13 protein-coding genes and 5 pseudogenes are annotated in these 18,311 nt (G+C 60.2%); 3 read left to right on the top strand and 15 right to left on the bottom strand.

The genetic code is table 11. The features are described from left to right. Window positions 1-10 precede the first annotated feature (10 nt). A complete protein-coding gene (locus tag OKW29_RS07025; RefSeq protein WP_429290475.1) occupies window positions 11-448 on the top strand; it encodes a GNAT family N-acetyltransferase in 438 nt (145 codons plus the stop codon). 96 nt (window positions 449-544) lie between these two features. Here OKW29_RS07025 and OKW29_RS07030 read toward each other — a convergent pair whose 3' ends face one another. The 10 genes and pseudogenes from OKW29_RS07030 to OKW29_RS07075 form a co-directional block, all read right to left on the bottom strand. Further along, window positions 545-1,441 carry a fimbrial biogenesis chaperone gene (locus tag OKW29_RS07030; RefSeq protein WP_429290476.1) on the bottom strand — a complete coding sequence of 299 codons (897 nt, stop codon included), beginning with the start codon at window positions 1,439-1,441 and terminating at the stop codon, window positions 545-547. A gap of 178 nt (window positions 1,442-1,619) precedes the next feature. Then, window positions 1,620-3,044, bottom strand: a complete 1,425-nt coding sequence (locus tag OKW29_RS07035; protein ID WP_429290477.1) for a fimbrial protein — start codon at window positions 3,042-3,044, stop codon at window positions 1,620-1,622. A 78-nt stretch (window positions 3,045-3,122) separates the two neighbouring features. Next, a complete protein-coding gene (locus tag OKW29_RS07040) occupies window positions 3,123-5,858 on the bottom strand; it encodes a fimbria/pilus outer membrane usher protein (RefSeq protein WP_429290478.1) in 2,736 nt (911 codons plus the stop codon). Between the two features lie 25 nt (window positions 5,859-5,883). Further along, entirely contained in the window at window positions 5,884-6,642 is a 759-nt protein-coding gene (locus tag OKW29_RS07045; protein WP_429290479.1) for a fimbrial biogenesis chaperone, read from the bottom strand. Window positions 6,643-6,735: 93 nt separating this feature from the next. Further along, entirely contained in the window at window positions 6,736-7,275 is a 540-nt protein-coding gene (locus OKW29_RS07050) for a fimbrial protein (RefSeq protein ID WP_429290752.1), read from the bottom strand. A gap of 217 nt (window positions 7,276-7,492) precedes the next feature. Next, complete coding sequence (locus OKW29_RS07055; protein WP_187631889.1) at window positions 7,493-8,485, bottom strand: IS5 family transposase; 993 nt, start codon at window positions 8,483-8,485, stop codon at window positions 7,493-7,495. 588 nt (window positions 8,486-9,073) lie between these two features. After that, window positions 9,074-9,532, bottom strand: a pseudogene (locus OKW29_RS07060) (IS6 family transposase); the annotation flags it as partial. Window positions 9,533-9,628: 96 nt separating this feature from the next. Beyond that, window positions 9,629-9,898, bottom strand: coding sequence for a hypothetical protein (locus OKW29_RS07065; RefSeq protein ID WP_429290480.1), 270 nt, complete (start codon window positions 9,896-9,898; stop codon window positions 9,629-9,631). Between the two features lie 56 nt (window positions 9,899-9,954). Then, window positions 9,955-10,899: pseudogene (locus OKW29_RS07070) on the bottom strand (IS5 family transposase). A 242-nt stretch (window positions 10,900-11,141) separates the two neighbouring features. Then, the gene (locus OKW29_RS07075; RefSeq protein ID WP_429290481.1) at window positions 11,142-12,560 is read right to left on the bottom strand and encodes an AAA family ATPase; all 1,419 of its coding nucleotides are present in this window, start codon (window positions 12,558-12,560) and stop codon (window positions 11,142-11,144) included. A gap of 331 nt (window positions 12,561-12,891) precedes the next feature. On the opposite strand from OKW29_RS07075, the gene OKW29_RS07080 reads away from it, so the two are divergent. After that, window positions 12,892-13,194, top strand: a complete 303-nt coding sequence (locus OKW29_RS07080) for a recombinase family protein (RefSeq protein ID WP_429290482.1) — start codon at window positions 12,892-12,894, stop codon at window positions 13,192-13,194. On the opposite strand, the pseudogene OKW29_RS07085 reads toward OKW29_RS07080, so the two are convergent. The 4 genes and pseudogenes from OKW29_RS07085 to OKW29_RS07100 all read right to left on the bottom strand — a co-directional run. Then, a pseudogene (locus tag OKW29_RS07085) lies at window positions 13,187-13,456 on the bottom strand (IS6 family transposase); the annotation flags it as partial. The gene OKW29_RS07080 and the pseudogene OKW29_RS07085 overlap by 8 nt on opposite strands. 714 nt (window positions 13,457-14,170) lie before the next feature. Beyond that, window positions 14,171-14,988, bottom strand: a pseudogene (locus OKW29_RS07090) (2OG-Fe(II) oxygenase); the annotation flags it as partial. A 90-nt stretch (window positions 14,989-15,078) separates the two neighbouring features. Further along, window positions 15,079-15,558, bottom strand: a complete 480-nt coding sequence (locus OKW29_RS07095) for a nuclear transport factor 2 family protein (protein WP_429290483.1) — start codon at window positions 15,556-15,558, stop codon at window positions 15,079-15,081. Next, window positions 15,555-16,085, bottom strand: coding sequence for a hypothetical protein (locus tag OKW29_RS07100; protein WP_429290484.1), 531 nt, complete (start codon window positions 16,083-16,085; stop codon window positions 15,555-15,557). Before OKW29_RS07100 ends, OKW29_RS07095 begins: the two co-directional genes overlap by 4 nt. Window positions 16,086-16,119: 34 nt before the next feature. On the opposite strand from OKW29_RS07100, the pseudogene OKW29_RS07105 reads away from it, so the two are divergent. Further along, window positions 16,120-16,569, top strand: a pseudogene (locus tag OKW29_RS07105) (LysR family substrate-binding domain-containing protein); the annotation flags it as partial. Window positions 16,570-16,696: 127 nt separating this feature from the next. On the opposite strand, the gene OKW29_RS07110 reads toward OKW29_RS07105, so the two are convergent. Further along, the gene (locus OKW29_RS07110) at window positions 16,697-18,136 is read right to left on the bottom strand and encodes a nicotinate phosphoribosyltransferase (protein WP_429290485.1); all 1,440 of its coding nucleotides are present in this window, start codon (window positions 18,134-18,136) and stop codon (window positions 16,697-16,699) included. Between the last annotated feature and the right edge of the window lie 175 nt (window positions 18,137-18,311).

The raw sequence follows: 18,311 nt of genomic DNA on the forward strand, positions 1-18,311 counted from the left end.
GAGACGTGCCGTGCAAGCAGGCGAACTGACGATTTCCAGCCGCATCGACGACCTCGACCTCGACCTCGTCTACATATTCCTGTCGCAGGAAACGCCGTGGGCGCGAGGCATGCCACGCGCGACCTTCAAGCGCGCCGTCGCCGGGTCGCTGTGCTTCGGTGGGTTTGTCGACGGCAAGCAGATGGCGTTCGCGCGCCTCGTCACCGACGAGGCGACCTTCGCCTACCTATGCGACGTGTTCGTGCTGCCCGCGTATCGCGGCCAGGGCTATGCGTCGGCGTTGATGGAACATATCTTTGCGAGCCCTTCGCTCGTCACGCTGCGCAGAATCATGTTGGTCACGACCGACGCGCATCACGTCTATGCGCCGCATGGGTTCACGTCGCTCGAGAACCCCGAGCGGTATATGGAGCTGCATCGACCGGATGTTTACAAGACGGACGCATGAACACGCATCCAAATGCCGACTATCGCGGGTGTGCCACGATTGGCTTCCACGGCCGCCGCCCTTAGCCTTCTTCTCTGCCCGCAATCCATCCAGTTGTCACCGGCCAACTGCCACATTTTGTTCATCGGCTGCCGGATTGCCATCGTCGCCGATCAGGGAAAATAGGACTTTTGCGCTTTCACCCGGGTTGGCGTGCAGCGTCTCGAGATCGAAAGTGGCGCTGGAAAAAGGGGCGACCATATCGGCTTGGGCTTGTTGCGACGCATTCGCCAGCTTGACCTCGACGGCACCGATCGTTGCGTAATAGGGTGTCGGGTTGTCGACCTTCAGCACAAGCTTGTCTGATTCCTGCACAAGTGAGAACACAAGATGCCGGGCGAGGTCGCTCACAGGATATGGGAGATTTTGTGGTCGCACGAACACCTTGACCTGGGTGCGCATCGTAACAGTCACCGTCTGAGCATCGGGTAGCCGGTCTTTAGGTGTTGCTGGAATCTCGTACAGATTGAGCCAGAACAGGGACTCGCGATCTTCGGGCAGCGGCGCCCCCGAATTGATGAGGCGCAGACTCGTCTGATCGCCTGGACCCATGCGAAAAACAGGCGGCAGCACGATGATCGGTGCCTTCGACTCCTGTGGCACCGAATTGATGTCACCGTCATCCACCCATGCCTGAACGAGTACCGGGTACTTGTTGACATTGAACACCTGCAGGGACTGTTCGGTGGCACCCGCCGCGAACACCACTCGCGATACCTCGGGCGTCACACCCGCAGCGGCCTGAGCGCTCCATATAGCCAGGGGCAGTGCGCCCCACGCAAGCGCGAAGCGCACCAACCGGCGGGACCCGCGCACGGCCAGACGTGTCCAGCCAGCACGAGGAACGCGTACCTGTCCACGCGCAGTCGGGGCACCGCGCCGGTCCGCAAACGTCGTGCGAATCGACGGTCTTTCGGCATCCTGCGCGCGGGACGCTGACACGTGGATCTTCATAGGCGGCTCACAAAGATTGATGCTGATCTAACGACTTTACTATTCGGGCGACCTAACGCTTCTCTGATGTGTTCACGCGCTCCCCGACGAATCCGATATCGCCATGCTGCGGCCGCAAACTTCATTGGAGCGCCGTAACCGGCGCCCAAATAATGACCGTCGGTGAGGGTAGAACCGGTTACTGCACCCGCACGACAACCTGAGCCGTCGCATTAAACTTCCCTGTCGTCACGGGCGTCACTCGTGGCGCAAAGGCCTTGAAGGTTGCATTGATCGTGCGCGTATAGGAGGTCATACCGCCAGATGCCGGGCCATTTGCAGATGCATCATTCAAAACAGGATCCCAGCCATCCTTGGTGCCGCCGGCGGTGACGTACTCGTTGGTGAGGAAATTCAAGGCAGCACCTCCCGGCCTCGACAATGCCACACCCACGCCGGTTGCCGCACCAGGATCGGTTCCGTAGCCATCGGAGAGCAGGTAGCTTACGCCACTTCCCGTGGTCGTCAGGCCTACGCTAGTCGCGCTCCGTGCATTGGCCGGTGGAGCAAGAATGCCCAACGCGGTCTGGTTGGCCGCCGTTCCGCTCGCGAAAGCCGCCAGGTTCGCAGGCTTGGTGGTCTGGCACTGCATCTGGATTGTGATGGGTAACTGCCTGGAACCACCCTGATTCAGTTCGCCTATCGTAATCGACGGGAAATTTACCACCGGTGTTGCATTGGTCACTGCACAGGTGGCGGATCGTCTGACCGTTACATTGCCATAAGGGTTAATCGAACCGGGCCAATTGCCATACCACCCGGAGTAGTTCGTGGCTGAGTCGGCGCCAACCGACAGGTTACCCTTGATGATAGTGCCACTGGCGCCGCCAACGAACGCAGAATAGGCGACGGGCTGGGAATACCCCCAAGCCCCACTGGCAGTACTGCCGTAGGACGGGCAGGTGCTGCACTGGAAAAACTCCATCTTGTACTGACTGAAGTTCTTTGCCTTGACGAGAAACCAGCCCTGACTGTCGACATCGAGGTTAGTAAGGGGTGTAGCCTGCCAGTAACGCGACACGTATAGGCCTGTTGTCATGTTCGTTACTCGGGAAACCAGCCCCGCGTACTGCGTTCGATACGTTCCCGGGATACCTGACTGGGCACTTACATCGTAATAGCCGGCATCCGCGTTATCGCCGTTCGTAGCATAGTATTCAAACATGCTGCCGGCCGAATCAGGGGAGCAGCGGAACAGAACCTGCTCGGGACTGTAGCCCCCAACGCCTTTGTCACCGAGGTTGACCATGGGCGCCACGCCGCTTGCGAGCAGCGTGCCGTCTGGCACAAAGGGAGGGGTGTTGATCTGAATGGTCATTGGATAGGCGCCTTTCCCCCCCCCATCGGTTGACCCCGTCCAGCTACTCGCAACGGTACCCGGGTCCGTGTAGAGATACGAATTCTTATTGGTGGTAAGACCCGTGATCTTCCAGCACCCCTTCGAGGTGGACTGGGCCCAGGCGTGCGTGGGCACGACGATGCTCGACATGACGACCAGCGTTGCCAGCAGGCCGTTTCGGCTCACCCGTGGCGAATGCCGGACGAAGTTTAAAAAACGATTCATGAATAAAAACTCCTGATAGTCGTCGATTCCGCTGTGGGCTCGAATCGACAGCTGCGCCAGCCTTGCCGGCGCACGACATTACCTGGCTGCTGCCTGAATTTCAGTCGATCCAGGCGGGGTGCACTTTGCGCTCATCCGAATGATGGGTGCGGAATCTTGCCCGGTGGTGTCGTACGCAATAGCGCATTGATCTTCGCTACGCTCTCCCCACTTCACGGTCAGCGTGCCGCGATCCTCCGGCACCCGAGCGTAGACCTGTCCACCCTGCCCCACCATGCCGATGGCAGCGCCAGTGCTGTCCAGCACATCCGCGCCCAGAGGCAGCGGCTCGCCTTCCGGCAGGGTCGCTCCGATCAACAACGCGTTACCGGTCAACGTGGAAAATTTAAGCAGCACGGCAGATCCGGCATACGGTGCAACCCGAATCTGGTTACCTGTCAATTCAGCGTTCTGGTTGATCCCCTTGGTGTCAAGCGCCACATCGTTGAAACGGTACGGTGTCAGCGACGGAACGATCGCGTACCCGGAACTATCCACGCGCGCGCCGGATCCGTTGCGCACAGTGGCTCCCTCCGCACCCTTGGCTTCAACAAGGCCGAACGTATTGCTCAGATACGGACCGAACGTGACTCCACCACCATGCGCGACTGCTGCGCCGCGTGCGCTGGCGCCGGCCTGCCAGAAGCCATTACCCTGCGAATAATTCGCGCCCATCGTGACCATCGACAAGTTCTTCTGCACGTTGCCGCTGACGCTCTTCGCGCCGTTTTGCGTCTCGGCCGATGCCGACAGGCCATAGCTGAGTGTCTGCGCCGTATCGGCGATACCGCTTACCGACGTCTGGAACGAGGTACCCTGGCCGGTGCCGGTTGCAACGCTGCCGGAGAGACTTGCGGAGCGCGGCCCGGAGCCGAGCGGGATCGAAACCGTCGCCATGAACGTATTGGACGACTGGCCGCTCGATCCCGACTGGGCACTGCCGGACACCAGGTTCGGCAAGCCGGTGCTGTAGAGCATGCCGGTCTGCTGGCGAATGAACGACAGGTTATAGTTGATCGACTTGTAGTGATTGTTATAGCTGAGCTGGAGCTGCGTATCGCGCGGCCTCGAGCCATAGTAGCTACTTACCGCAGCTGACAGAGAAAGGGAGCCGTACTGGTTAAGGCTCTGGTTGACGTTAACCGTAAACTGATCACGCTGCTGATACGTGCCTGAAGACCAGGTCTCGCCATTCTTATAAGCCGCCCGTGCGCTCAGTGCATCCAGAAAGTCCCGATATCCTTTGGTCGAATAGCGATAGCCGGCCAGCGAGAACGTAGTCATGGTCTGCTGGAGGGTATGGCTGTAGTTGATGGAACTCCGCCATCCGTTCACGCGGTTACCCTGCGCATCGAGTGCGTTGGACCACGCTGCGTTCAGGCCGAACGCGCCAAATGACGTTCCAAATACCACACCAGCCAGTATGGACTGGTAATCCGTGGAAAGACGTGCGCCGCCGTTGGCGGTGATCATATTGGTCAGACCGCGCTCATATGTAAAGTCGGCGAACTTTGCGTTCGAGCTTTCCACTTGGCGCACCTGACCCAACGTGAAACTGTAGTGTGACGCGCCGGGTCGCAGTGAGTTCGGCACTGCTGAAAACGGCACCGTGAACGTGGAGACCTGCCCGTTCGCTTCGAACACGCGCACGGTCAGGTCACCCTGATAGCTCGTGGGATTCAGATCGTTGATCGAAAACGGACCCGGCGCAACTGTGGTCTGGTAAATGACATTGCCGTTCTGACTTACCTCGACCCGTGCATTGGTGTTGGCAACACCATTCACGACCGGCGCGTAACCGCGCATGGAGTCCGGCAGCATGCGCTCATCAGTCTCGATATGCAGCCCGGTGTAACCCACACTACTGAGCAGGTTGCCACCCGTGAAGTTTTGCCCGACAGTGAGGTGGCTGTTCCAGCCCGGCAACGGTCGCTCGGCGTACGTGCGAATGTTGTTCCACTGCCCGGCGCTACCCGCAGGACTGTTGTTAAACGTATAGGCGGATTGCTGGTGAAATCGCCATAGCCCGATGTTCAGACCGGCGTTGATACCCGCATAAAGCGAGTTTGTCTTGTAACCAAACGCCGATGACGTGTAGTAGTTCGTGTCGTAGTTGAAATAGGCCATGGTCTGGCCTGCCTCGAGGCTGGCCAGGTCGACTGCACCGCGCGGCACATGCTTCATCTGCGCGTGAGGTACGCTGATGTTCAGACGCAGGCGCGGCAGGTCGAAGGCAGTGGATGCGCCCGGCACGCGCTGCGCAAGCGGACCGCACAGCGCAGTCAACGCATCTGCGGGTGGCGTATGCACAGTTGGCATAGCCTCATCCGGGACACTGTCCATTGACGCGGAAGACGCACCGGACACTTCGCTGGATGTGCCGCTCTCTACCAGTATCCCAGTCGAGGTCAGAAAATCGTCGCTCAGACACGGAAATACCTCGCCGCTGTCTATGCTGCGGAACTCGACCGGCTGACGGGAAATAAAGACATCATTCACGTAGATATCGACCCGATAATTTCCGGGGTCAACGCTGCTGACTTTATTAAAGCGTTCGATATCGGCGACACCGAGTGATGAACCCATCAGCAGATCGCTGTCGAATGTATAGGCAGGTGCTCCACTAGCGGAAGCCTCGACGACTGTCGGAATGGGCGCGGCCAGCGCCTGGCATGCGGGAATCGCAAAACCGAGGGCCGTTACGACTATCGAAACCTGGAAAGGTCTGATTGAACGTACGCCGGTGGAAGCACCCCGACTGTTGACGGAATACACTGCTTTTCGAGGCTGACGCAACATCTCACTTGATCCCTTGTTCTACGACTACCGGATATTCCGATTCGTGAACCGCACCGTAGTCGTCGACGTATTTGATTTTCAGACTAGGAGTTGCCCCTTCAAGCGGACATTCCCCCTTAATGCTCCATTCCGCCTCGGAACGAGGCGCAACCATGTCAGCCGCGAAAGTTGCGGTATGCGTGCCGCAGGTCAAACTGCCGTCAAGAAGTGAAATGTGGTACCCCGACGGATTGTTAGCGGTGACGCGCTCACTCTTGCCTTCTTTGCCAATACGGAATGTGAGTTGCTGCTGCGCTTTTTGCGCGCTGCCTTCAATCCCGGTCGGACGATAGAAAAGCTTGAGCCGGTTGCGCAACATCACCAGCATCTGGTTCTGGTCGGCATAGGCTGCGTTTTTCGATGGGATCTGCAGGGTATTGAGGTAAAACACCGACTCGCGGTCCTGCGGCAGATCCTTGCCGGTAAACACCAGGCGTACTGTCTGCCCAGCCTTGGGTTCGATGCGAAAGATGGGTGGAGTAACGAGGAACGGCGCGTCCGCCGTGTCGGGGGTAGACTGGGCGTTCCCCGAGTCAACCCACACCTGCATGACGCTTGGCCCATCGTCCTGATTGGAAAACTGCAGACTCTGCTCTCTGGCGTTTCCATCGAAGATGACACGAGTACTGGGCATGATGACGCTGGCACAAGCGCTGCCAATCTGGGCAGCACACGTGGCGGCCAGCATTACCCTGTAAGCATTTTTACGAACCCAGCTCATGTTATCTCCGTTTCTGAAGGCTGTTGATTAGATGTACTGATATAAAATCCTTCGGACTTGCTCAAATATGCAAGCCCGAAGGCAAGGGGGTGATTACTGGTAGCTAACTGCGTACTGCACGCTGCCCAGCACCGAACCCGGCGTTGCGCCGCCTTGTTCGGAGATGTACTGAACAGCGAAGTCGTGCGACGCGGCCGATGCGCCAACTTCCAGATTCAGACCCGGTGCTGCATAACCGTTGACGCCGCTCAGGTTGAACGGCGCAGCGGGTGCTGCCGGATCGAGCAGTTGCAGGGCAACGTTAGTCGCGCTGCCGGTGTTGCCCAGATTGCCGCTCGTGGTGACCTGGTTGCCCACGAACACCGTATCGATCGCCTGAGCAACCGTCGTCGGAGCCATACATCCCGTCACCCCAATCGTGAAGTTGGTCTGCTTGGCGGTGGAGCCCGCGCCAGCCAACTCTGACGATGCGACGGTAGGCAGCAGCACGCTCGGGCTAGCAGCATTGCCGTTGATCGAAACTGCGCACGTCTGATCCGTCACTTCGCCCTGGAAGTTAATGGTGTTGCCGCTGGCAGCAAACGCGAAGGCAGGAACAGCCGCAATGGCGAGGGCAAGAAGATGTTTTTTCAAGGTATAACTCGTTTTGGAAAGTTGATAAATGTCGCTGCATCTCAAGCAGCAAACGAATTCTGATTCTTTCAGCTTCATTTCACTCTAGGGAAACGCTGATTAATGAACTGTCGGATCGGCTTGAGATCAAGACGCGTCAAATTTTCTGGATAACGAATCGAATCGACGCTCATTTCGGTGAATTTGGCTCGCAAACGAGCCCCTCTTCTCTCATTTTTCATACGCATGACGGATTGCTCCCATGAACCGATCGCAACAGATTTCGCGCAGTCACCAGATTCGCCAGAGCGAACAAGCTGAACAGTTGCGCCGTGTTCTTGGCCAAGCCCTTGTATCGGGTTTTGCGATGGTGAAACAGGTTCTTGACGATATGGAACGGATGCTCAACGCGCGAACGGATTTGCGCCTTGGTTCGCTCAAGCGCAGTCACCAGGTCCTTCAGCGGCCCGTCCTGCATCGCCTTGATCTTTCCGCGCTTGGCAGCGACGTGCCAATTTACTGCCTTGCCTTTCATTTCATCACGCTTGTCTACACCAATGTAGCCTGCGTCGGCGAACGCTTCCTCTTCATGGCCGTGCAGCAGCAAATGGGCTTGCGACACATCCGACACGTTGGCCGCCGTGCCAACCACACTGTGGACCAAGCCCGAATCGGCGTCCACGCCAACGTGGGCTTTCATCCCGAAGTGCCATTCGTTTCCCTTCTTCGTTTGATGCATCTCCGGGTCACGGCTCTTCCCGGCGTTCTTGGTCGACGGTGGCGCTTCGATGATCGTCGCATCAACCAGCGTGCCTTCCTTCATCATCAGTCCACGCTCACACAGCGAGATACCGATCTCGTCGAACAGCTTCCGTGTCAGTTCGTGCTCGATCAACAGGCGCCGGAATTTCAGCAGCGTGGTCGCATCCGGAACGTTCTCGACTGCCAGATCGATGCCGGCGAAGGCGCGCAGCGCAATGCTGTCATACAGCGCGTCTTCCAGCCCTTCGTCCGACAGCCCGTACCACTGTTGCAGGAAATAGATCCGCAGCATTCGCTCCAAGCCAATCGGCGGACGGCCTCGCGTGCCCTTCGGGTAATGCGGTTCGATTGCAGACAGCAAACGCTGCCACGGCACAATCTGCTCCATCTCCGCCAGGAAGCGTTGGCGCCTCGTCACGCGCTTCTTGCCTGCAATTTCCGCTTCCGCGAAGCCGATCTGCCTCTTCATCCTCGTGAGTCCGTTCTGTGAGCTGCCTTCTATAACGTCTTCGGCTACGTGAGCGATGACCGCCGAGCTCCATTAATCAGCGTTTCCCTAGGACGTGTCCGATAATTTCGTTGGTTGGCTGGGAGATCGGGACAATTGAAGGAAGAGCGCAAGGCAATCGCACAAATTGTTCAATCGTTATGAACTGTGCCAGCCGAGAATTTGAGGGCGATAGACGTCGTTGGTACATGCTTTCACCGGTTCAGGGCGATGCGCCTTAGATGGCGAAGTTCTGAGCGGCGCTATCCACACGGACCCGGCATTGAACTTCACCGAACGCCATATCGAGACGCCACGGCATGTCATTCTCTATACCCAGGTGGGAACGAACACCGCGGACAATACGGGTATGCATCGGGCGGCAAGCTGCTGACGTAATAGCGCGACGCCGTTGTGACCGTGTCGCGGATGTCGCGAGTCGATTCGACCATCACGATCGAGCGCAGCCCCGGCCACAGATCGGACTCATGTTGCAAGCGCGCGAGAATACCGCTGGCAACAGCGGCGCGTCTCCATCTCTGGGGCAAAATCCAGAGTAATCGCGTGCACCACTTTGTTTAAATGAGCGAGTTCCGGAATTTCAGCCTTCGCTGCCGGGTAACTGCGCAGCTGGTCGGTAACGATCCTGCGCGGCACCGGGTTTGACCGCAGCACCCGCCGGAAGAAGCGCTTTGCCGCGGCCTTGTCGCGGCGCTTTTGCACCAGCACGTCGAGTTCGGCGCCATGCTCGTCGACCGCACGCCACAACATATACGGCTCGCCGCGCAGCGTCACGAACATCTCGTCCAGACGCCACGTCCTGCCCGGCTTCCGCCGCACCGCCTTGGCGCACCGGGCGAATCCAGCGCCGAACTTGTCGCACCAGCAACGGATTGTTTCGTACGTGACCACGACGCCGCGCTCGAGCAACAACTCCTCGATGTCGCGCAGGCTCAAGCTGAACCGGAAATACCAGCGAACCGCGCAGCTGATCACGACAGCAGGGAAGTGGTGGCCATGTAAGGCGATTTCGTTTTTTCATCGCCTCATTCTGCCGCCACCTACCCATCAACCTGACAGCGCCGTCGTTGTTCCCTGTATCTCAAAATCAGTGACTCTTAACAGTCAGGGCGAGAATATCGCCGCATCCGGGCACGCTTCTGCCGCTAGTTGTATCGGCTCGATAACATAAATCGCCAAGGCTCGATAACAGCGCCTTTTCGGGATCACATTGGCTGAGAATATCGGCGCGTCCAGGTCCACATTAAGTGAGAACGGGCTCACGTTAAGGAAGGTCTGCATAACCCGTTTTCTGCGCGCCAATTTTTTGCTACTGGCACGGAACCAGCGTTGATTGAGGACTTGCTGGCACGGTGACACACCGTGTTCGATCATGACACCTCGCGCTTTCCGATTGCCCTGGACGTCATCTTCCAGGGCATTCACACCTTCTATAAAACCTTGCGTACCATCCACAGGTTGCCCAGCGCAAACAGTGTCGTGATCTGGGCAGTGTTCTTCTTCAAGCCACGGTATCGCGTCTTCGTGTAGCCAAATTGCCGCTTGAGGATGCGGAACGGATCTTCGACCTTGGCACGGACACCGGCTTTCAGTCGTTCGATCTGATCGAATATCGCGTCCACGCGATCACTCAGGTCCAGCTTCCTTCGCCTGCCGGGCCTCATTGCGACGTGCCAGCGCACCGAACCGCTTTCGCAGCGCTTTTCAATACCCTGATAGCCAGCATCGGCCTACACATCCGCTTCTTCACCTTGCAGCAGTGCTTCGGCCGCGTTGATGTCGTGAACGTTGGCCGCCGTGCCGATGACGGTGTGAACCAGGCCCGATTCCGCGTCCACACCGATATGCGCCTTCATCCCGAAGTACCAGTTGCCGCCTTTTTGCGTCGACTGCATTTCCGGATCTCGTGTACCGGAGCCGTTTTTCGTTGAACTGGGCGCTGGAATCAGCGTGGCGTCGACTGCCGATCCGGTCTTGAGCAACAAACCTTTCTCGCTCAGAATCTCATTGACCAATGCGAGCATCTGCTCCGCCAGGCCATGAGCTTCCAGCAGATGACGAAACCGCAGGATCGTACTTTCGTCCGGCAAGCGCGTCACCCCACCATCCAGTCCAGCGAAATCGCGATACAGCGGCACGTCGTATAGTGCCTCTTCCATCGCCGGGTCGGACAATCCGAACCACTGCTGCATGAAATGGATCTGCAGCATTGTCGCAACCGGAAACGGCGGCCGTCCGGTTTTACCCTTCGGATAGTGCGGCTCGATCAGCGCGATCAGTTTTAGCCACGGCACCACGCGTCGCATCTCGTCGAGAAATTCACGCTTGCGCGTGCGCTTCGTTGACAGATTCAGACCAAGATCCAGTTGCGTCATTGCAGCACCTCGCGCTCTCATCTGTTCCCAGGATAGTTCACGCGCCCATCAAATCCAGGACTTTTGCAGACCTTCCTTAACTGAGAACGGCTCGATAAGATCGGCCAGGATCCACAATCAGTGAGAATGCTAGACGGGCACGCCGGTAGCCAGCAGATGAAATGGTGAGTCACGGGCGGCATATGGGCCGCCGCCCCTTTCCGATCATCCTTCCGGACCGAGCCCCTCGCTGCCTGCAACGCTCAGAAGCACTGGTCACCCACGATTTGTACTTGCGATTTTTCCCGTGCGGGTGCGCCGCCAAGGAGCGCCTGACTCAGGTATCCGCCGCGCACCCGCATGTCCTGCAACGCGTTTTCAGCATCCTCCATGCTCACTTCGCCCTGTGCCTTACGCGCAATACTTTGCTGGGCCAGCCGGCGCACCAGTTCCTTGATGAATGCAGCGCTGACGCCTTCAGTCCGCTCCACTGCAAACGCTGCGACGTCTGCCGGGATGCTCATCCTCGAACCGTAGAGCCGGAGCAGGCGCGCCCGGCAATCCGCATCAGGTGCCGGTATTTCAATGGCCTGATCAACCCGGCCCGGACGGGCCGCGAGCGCCTCCTCGATTTCCTCCGGCCGGTTGGTGGTAAGCACGAACAGGATCTCGGCGTCCTCGTGAAGCCCGTCCATTTCGTTGAGCAAGCGGTTGAGCAGACTCTCTTCCTTCGGGCCGCGCATCTCGGTGCGATGTCTCCCGATCAGATCGACGTCCTCGATGACCACCATGCTTGGCTGTAGCAACCGGGCCAGCAGCATGTAGTTGTCGAGTTGCCCCACTTGATTCGCGCTGATCAGAAGGGTGGTATGCGCTGGCAGATTGCTGGCGAGGTACTTGATCGTATGGGTTTTGCCCGTTCCGGGCGGCCCGTACAACAGGACACCCTTTTGCAACGACTGGCGTAATGTCTTTAATCCTTCTCTGGTGCGTGCGAATTCAAAAATATTGCGTTCCAGCAGCTCCATGGTTTGCGGTGGCAGGATGACGTCCTGACGCCCCACGGCAGGCAGACGGTGCACGACGATGCTGCTGGGCTGGCCTGAATAATCCTCGGTTACCTCGAGGGAAAGAACCTTGCCCCGGTACAGACGGGACTCGCGAATTGCCTGCTCCAGCCCCGCATACACCTCGCTGCCGAAGGCCAGCCCGCGCGCGTTGGGCAGACTGACAATCTCCACGCTCGCGATAGACGTGTTCAATCCTTCCGTGTGCTGCTCGAACAGCACAGCGGCTCTCAGCTCGCCATCGGTGATCAGCCACAAGCCGTTGTCGAGTACCGCGACCGGTGTTTCTTCTCCGACATCGACATCCCGGTATTTCACAGGAGCAAGGGACACCGTGGTAGACATCGGGCCGGTACTCTGCACAAACAGCGAGGAAATCGTCAACGGAACCCGCTCATGAACCTGATTGAGGCCGAGAAAGCGCGGAGCGAACGGCGTCAGCAGGCGGGAGAGCGTCTGTTGAAGCTCGGGGCGCGTGTGATGGGGAAACTGCCGCTGCGAGGAGGTGAGCTCTTCCGGGGGCCGATCATCAAAATGCGCAGCTAGCGCTTCCCATGCAAATTGCTGCCTTACCGGGTCAAGGTTCTTGTGATCAATATCGGTGAACTGGTTCATGAACGGGCTCTTTGATATTAGGTGGCTGTGCCAGGTACCGATGCGAACGCGCAACAACCGGTTCCTTTCGGCGACGGAGATTTGTCCCGAACGCGCGCTCATGAAAGGATCATTTCGACGCGCTTAATTTACTTTCGGGGGCAAACCGGGGTTTGACATGCGATTCGGCAAAACGATCGTATAAACGAACTCTGGCGCTGAAGCCGCACTCTGCCAGGGAACCCGCGACTGGCGGGGCGATGCTCGTGCAGAATATCCGTTGCACAAAACAGCGTTCGATTTATTCCCATGCGTTGACTATAGCGTACGGAGACCCTTGGCGGAGGAAGAGATGATCATCGGCGACGCATGCGTGAGCACGCGCGAACAGAACGTTGCGCTGCAGGTTGACGCGCTCCGAGCAACAGGCTGTGCCCCTGTACTGACTGAAGTTGCCAGTGGAGCCTCGACCGAGCGGCCCGTTCTGACTCATCTGCTCGCTGACGATCGTGCTGGCGACGTGATCGTCATCTGGAAGCTGGATCGCCTGGGCCGCTCGATGCGGCATCTGATCGATGTTGTCGGCGTCGGCTCTGTCAAGTTGAAGACCGTAGACTATCTGTGTGGCTCAAACATAGTTATCCCGATCAGATAACTTCCCCGACTACAGCGGAGACGGTCCAACCATGCCATGTGGCAAGGCGTTCTTTGAGTATGGCGCGATGACATGCCGCGTTCATCTGATGCCTGGGCAACGCGAAGTGCTGCCGGATCGGGCCGAAGCACGAAAGAAACACCTGCGTGCGACGCGCATCGCGAAAGCCGCACATCTGGCGTTCGCGCCTGCGGGTCGGCTGGTGGCTATTCTCGGCACGGTTGTTCACGCGTGCAGCCGCTTTGACAGAAACGTGCTTCACATGAGTTTAAATGCCTTTCGGCCAAACTTTAAATAACAATCTTTAACGCTTCATTCAATCGCCCTATGGCGGGAATAGCAAAGATCTTCGATTGGGATCAATCGCATTCAGACGACGCCTTCGATCTAGGGGCACGCTACGAAAGGGGCGTCAAACTACATCAAGCCAAATGGCAACCCCGTGGATCTTGGCGCTCAGGCAGTGCGCCGCGAAGTTTTTCCTTGGCCGACAGCCTCCGAGGACTGCCGGGCTCGTCGGGTGTCGTTTCCGTTCAGGTGCATCGAGATCGCCGAGATTGACGCGTGGCGCTGGCGATGCCAGCCCTGCCCTTGCTGCATGACTCGGGATGGTCTCACCGTGCGTTCTCGACGACAGCGCCCTTCTGCAAGGTGAATCCTGCATTTCCGAAGGAACCTGTCTGAAGTGCCCTGCATCCTTTTTCTTGCGACCGGTCCGCTTTCCTTCCTGAAACCCCTTCTACTGTGGACGTGCCCTCGTCTGCACGCGGATACGCGTATGGCACGGCACGATCTCTGTTCCCTCCTGAATCCACGCCCAAGGCCCGCGTCGCGGCGCTTGCCCCTTACGAGAAGCGCCATGCAGAAGGTCCATCCACTGCCTATCTTGCCTGGGGTGAACATCAACCTCGTTGGCTTTGCGGACCGGGATGAAGCGGAGCGGAATCAAATTTGCCAGACCCAGCCTCAGCCGTACGCGCTCGCGCATCCACTTCGTCATGATCCACTTATCGCCGGCAAGCACCGGCGCGCCGCCGTGCAGGGTCGACGGATCGAGCTGGCGCTGGCCGTTCATGTAGCGCAAATACACCGCGCCGCCGGCGCGCGCCGCGAACGACAGGCTCGCTGACGGAAACACCGTCTCGCCGCCGTCGGCGACGTCGTTCAGATACATGATCAGTGTCGCGACGCGTTGGCCGCCCTGCGCGGTGTGCACCGCGCTTCCCGGCTGATCGGGTGGGAAGAAGTCGAAATGAGGGCTGTATTCGCCGCTCCGGTCGTAATGGAGCACCTGCAGGCCTTCGCCATTTTCGAGCGGCCAGTTCGTCAGGCTCTCGATGCGCCGTTCGATCCGCGCGATCAACGCATCCTCACCGCGCCGATACCAGACGCCTTCGCTGGTGCGGTTGCGAATCACGTCTTCGTGGCCGGTGAGCGGATTGACCGTCGTCGAGCGTTTCAACCGATGCCGCGAGCGTTCGATCAGCTCGGCGCATTCCGCGACCGACAGCACGTCGGCGAACACGACCAGTTGCGGACGCTCACAGCGCAGCAGCACGCGTACGTCGCGGTCGTCGGCGCGGATCAGGTTGCCGCCGGCGACCGGCGCGGCGTCGTATCGATCAGGCTGGGTGGCGGGATCGGCGACTGTGGCTTGCGCCGCGGGGTCGGTCGCGCGTCGATCGAACGCATGGTGGACCGCGACGCGGGCGTCGCCACCGGCAAAACCGGCGTGCAGCCGCGCGCGACATTGCTGCTCAGCCATTCTTGCCAGGCGGCATCGACGACTCGCATAGCGCTTCCTGTGCGGCGGCCCGGCAAGGAGTGCGGGCACGCTGGTGCTTCGATCATAGCAAGCGCGATGCGCGCGCCGCCCGCGCGCGCCTAGTCGCGCTTCAACTGCCCGCGATAGTGCAGCAGCCCTCGGCGCGCCTGCTGCCGGAGCATCCGCTGCACGAACGGCGACCAGCCGAACAGCGTGCCGCGCACGCCCATCGCCTGGCGCATCCACAGCCACAGATCGAAGCGGTCGCGATGCTCGACGATGAGCCCATCGCCGAACACGAAACGCGCCTCGATCCGGTTCACGACGTCGCGCCCCGTCTGGACGAAACGGTAGCGCGCGACCCACTGCGCGCGGCCGGTATGGTCGTCCGCCTCGATGTCGCTGAAGGTCAGCGTGAAGTCTTGCGCATGCTTGACGAGCATGCGCCACATGTCGCGCGCTTCGTCGCCGACCAGCTCGCCGAAAGCGGGGTCGCTGAAGACGACGTCGTCGGCATAACAGGCGACCATGGTCTCGGCGTCGCGTTGCTGGAAGGCGGTGTAGAAACGTTCGATCAGCTCGGTGTTGGGATGGCTCATTGATGTCGTATCGTGTATTGCGGGAGCGCGTCATGCACGCGCAGCGTCGCGCCGAGCTCCGGAAAAACAGCCCGCGCGCGGTAGGCGGCGGGGATGGCGCACACGATATCGGAAAACGGCGTGAAAGGGGGCCCGGCGCGAGCCGACGACGGCTTTTTACCCCACGATACCGCTCCCTTGAAGCGCACCACCTCCGCCCGCCCGGCGAGCTTCCACACCACCGCCGCCGACGCCGCGACGAGCGCCGCTACCCCCAACGCCGCCGCAAAACCCGCGGCGAAGCTCGCCTGCGCGGCCGTCGTGAGCGCCGCCCGTAGCGCAGGCGCCAGCGACGCGGTGGCCTGCGCGGCGTCGCCCGCCAACACGCGCGACATAAAACCAGCGTAGAGCGCGGCGCGCACGGGCGGCGTCAGCGGCGTGGCCGCGTCGAACGCGGCGCGCGCGTGCGCGGCCGGCACCGGGCCGAGCACGCCGACCGACGTGACGATCGCCGTAAAACGCGTGGTCGTGCTGATACCCGAGGCCATCCCGGTCCGCTCCGGCCGCACGCACGCCATGATCGCCTTCTGGGTGCGTCCGCCGATGCCGCTCGCAACCGGCATTCAGGCCACGACCTTGCATCGCGACCGCTTCGTGCTCGCGCTGCCAGCCGATTCGCCACTCGCGGACTCGGCCAGCGTGCGGCCCTCGCAACTGCGCGACCCGTGTTTCGTGCTGCCCGAACAGGAGTCAGGCACCTTCGAAGTCGCGCGGCGCGGGCGCTTCTCACCTCGGCTCGGGCCGCGTCCGGGTACGCTCGCGGCCGTGCTCGCCTGCGTGTCGCTCGGCGGTTATGTGTCGGTCGTGCCGCATACGCTCGCCGATTGCATCGCGCTGCCGGGCGTCGTCTACCGTGACATCGCCGGTCGGGCGATTGGCTCCGAAATCGCGCTCGCGTTTCGTCGGCACGAGCGAGCGCCCGCCGTCAAGGCGTTCCTGCGCTTCGCGCGCGATGGTAAAGATTCACGCTGACGGCAGCGCCGCTACGTTGATCGGGGTCGGCGTCCTGTCGGATATTGCGGTAGGTCTGCCCTTCATGCAGCACTGGGCGCTGATGACCCGCCCGCTCGTGACCATGCCGATGCGTCAGAAAGCCGGATCAACCTTCGTCCGCATATGCGCGGCCTCGAATCTCGGCCAGCGACGTATCGACCATCAAACGGCCCGCATCGAACACCGTCTCGAGCGCTTCGTCCCACTCGCCCTCCACCGTGCTCCCGTCCCACGCGATCGGCAACGTGACCGTCCGGTACTCGCCGGTGCGGCGATGGCGCAGCAAGGTGAGCCGGCCTTTCATCGAGCGCTTGGCGTGATCCGTGACTGGATCCTTCGACACATCGAGCCACGTGTCGCCTAGCCGGATCGCCGAGCACTTCATCGCGAAGCGCTGCGTATCGCGGTTGATCTGCTGCAACAGCGCACCGCCCATGCCGAACACGATGTTGTCGGTGGCGAAGTCGGCCTCGTCCATCGCGGCGAGGATCGCGACGATCGAATCCGGGTTCACGCCGTCACCCTGAATCACGCGCACATGGTCGAGCACGCGCCGCCCCTTGCTGTTGGTCTGCGACCCGAACGAAGCCTCCAGCGAGCGCAGCGTGTGCAGGACGATCGTGCACGGATCGCCGGAGTCCGGGCGAATCACGAGCATGCCGCCGGAATCGAGCACGGCCTGCTTCAGCTCGCCGCCCCATGCGTTCAGCGCGGCGAACAGGTCGTAAGAGTCGGACACCACCGAAACGATCGCGCCCGGCTTGCCGAAGCGGGCGATCATGTTGCGATACGCGTCGACTTCGCGCTCGCGGCCCCACGACGTGATCGTGCTGTGCTCGGCCGCCGGCACCGAGAACGCGGCCATGCGGTCGCGGTAGTAGTGATTCGCCGCAACCACGCCGAGCACCGTATCCGAGCCCATGAAGCTGACGAGATGTGCCGCGCCGCCGATCGCCGCCGACTCCGCGCTCGACACGCCGCGCGCGCCGAAATCATGCAGCTTGAACGGTAGCTGCGAGAGATCGTCGCTGCTTTTCAGCAGATACGCGCGGATCGTCTGGCGCAGATGCCAGCTTTGCGTCGCGACCGTGATCGGATACCACACGCGCATCAGCATCGTCTCCAGATACGACGTGAGCCAGAACACCTGCGGATCGTCGCATTCGACGGTGACGAGCACGTTGTGCGTGGGCACGACCGAGCCTTCGGGCGCCGCGCGAATCCGCACCGGCAGATGGCCGCCGTATCGCTGCACGACGTAGCGCCAGCCCGCCTCGTTGAACGGCTCGCCGTGCGCGCTGAAGAAGGTCCGCGCCTGGTCGATCATCGCGCCGGTAACCGGCCGGCACAGGTACTCCTTCAGCAGCATCTGCAAGCCGAAGAACAGCGTGCGGCCGTAACGTCCGCCGCGCGATTCGATGTACGAGAACATCGCCGTCGCGTCGGGCGGATATTGCAGATAGTGCGATGCCTTGTACGAATCCGTATTCAGAATCGGATTGGAGAGGATCGACGCGAGGTCGCTGAAACCCTGCGCGTTTTGCATGGACGGTGCTGCGCTCACGTGATTTTCTCGCTGGAGTGACCGGACGGCGCGAGCCTGCCCGACGCTTTCGAAACTCTGAGGCCGCGGCTTTACGCCTACAGACTATGCCGGGGATGACCCTGTATCTCACCTTACTACGGTATGCGCGATAGCGCTCGTCGTCGGACTGTAGCTT

Origin of the sequence: Paraburkholderia sp. CI3, from assembly GCF_050436505.1 — a bacterium.
GTDB lineage: Bacteria > Pseudomonadota > Gammaproteobacteria > Burkholderiales > Burkholderiaceae > Paraburkholderia > Paraburkholderia tuberum.

Coding starts and splice junctions, on each gene's coding strand:
- OKW29_RS07030 (WP_429290476.1), bottom strand. CDS start 1,441: ATGAAGATCCACGTGTCAGCGTCCCGCGCGCAGGATGCCGAAAGACCG.
- OKW29_RS07035 (WP_429290477.1), bottom strand. CDS start 3,044: ATGAATCGTTTTTTAAACTTCGTCCGGCATTCGCCACGGGTGAGCCGA.
- OKW29_RS07045 (WP_429290479.1), bottom strand. CDS start 6,642: ATGAGCTGGGTTCGTAAAAATGCTTACAGGGTAATGCTGGCCGCCACG.
- OKW29_RS07055 (WP_187631889.1), bottom strand. CDS start 8,485: ATGAAGAGGCAGATCGGCTTCGCGGAAGCGGAAATTGCAGGCAAGAAG.
- OKW29_RS07065 (WP_429290480.1), bottom strand. CDS start 9,898: ATGATCGAACACGGTGTGTCACCGTGCCAGCAAGTCCTCAATCAACGC.
- OKW29_RS07075 (WP_429290481.1), bottom strand. CDS start 12,560: ATGAACCAGTTCACCGATATTGATCACAAGAACCTTGACCCGGTAAGG.
- OKW29_RS07080 (WP_429290482.1), top strand. CDS start 12,892: ATGATCATCGGCGACGCATGCGTGAGCACGCGCGAACAGAACGTTGCG.
- OKW29_RS07095 (WP_429290483.1), bottom strand. CDS start 15,558: ATGAGCCATCCCAACACCGAGCTGATCGAACGTTTCTACACCGCCTTC.
- OKW29_RS07100 (WP_429290484.1), bottom strand. CDS start 16,085: ATGGCCTCGGGTATCAGCACGACCACGCGTTTTACGGCGATCGTCACG.
- OKW29_RS07110 (WP_429290485.1), bottom strand. CDS start 18,136: ATGCAAAACGCGCAGGGTTTCAGCGACCTCGCGTCGATCCTCTCCAAT.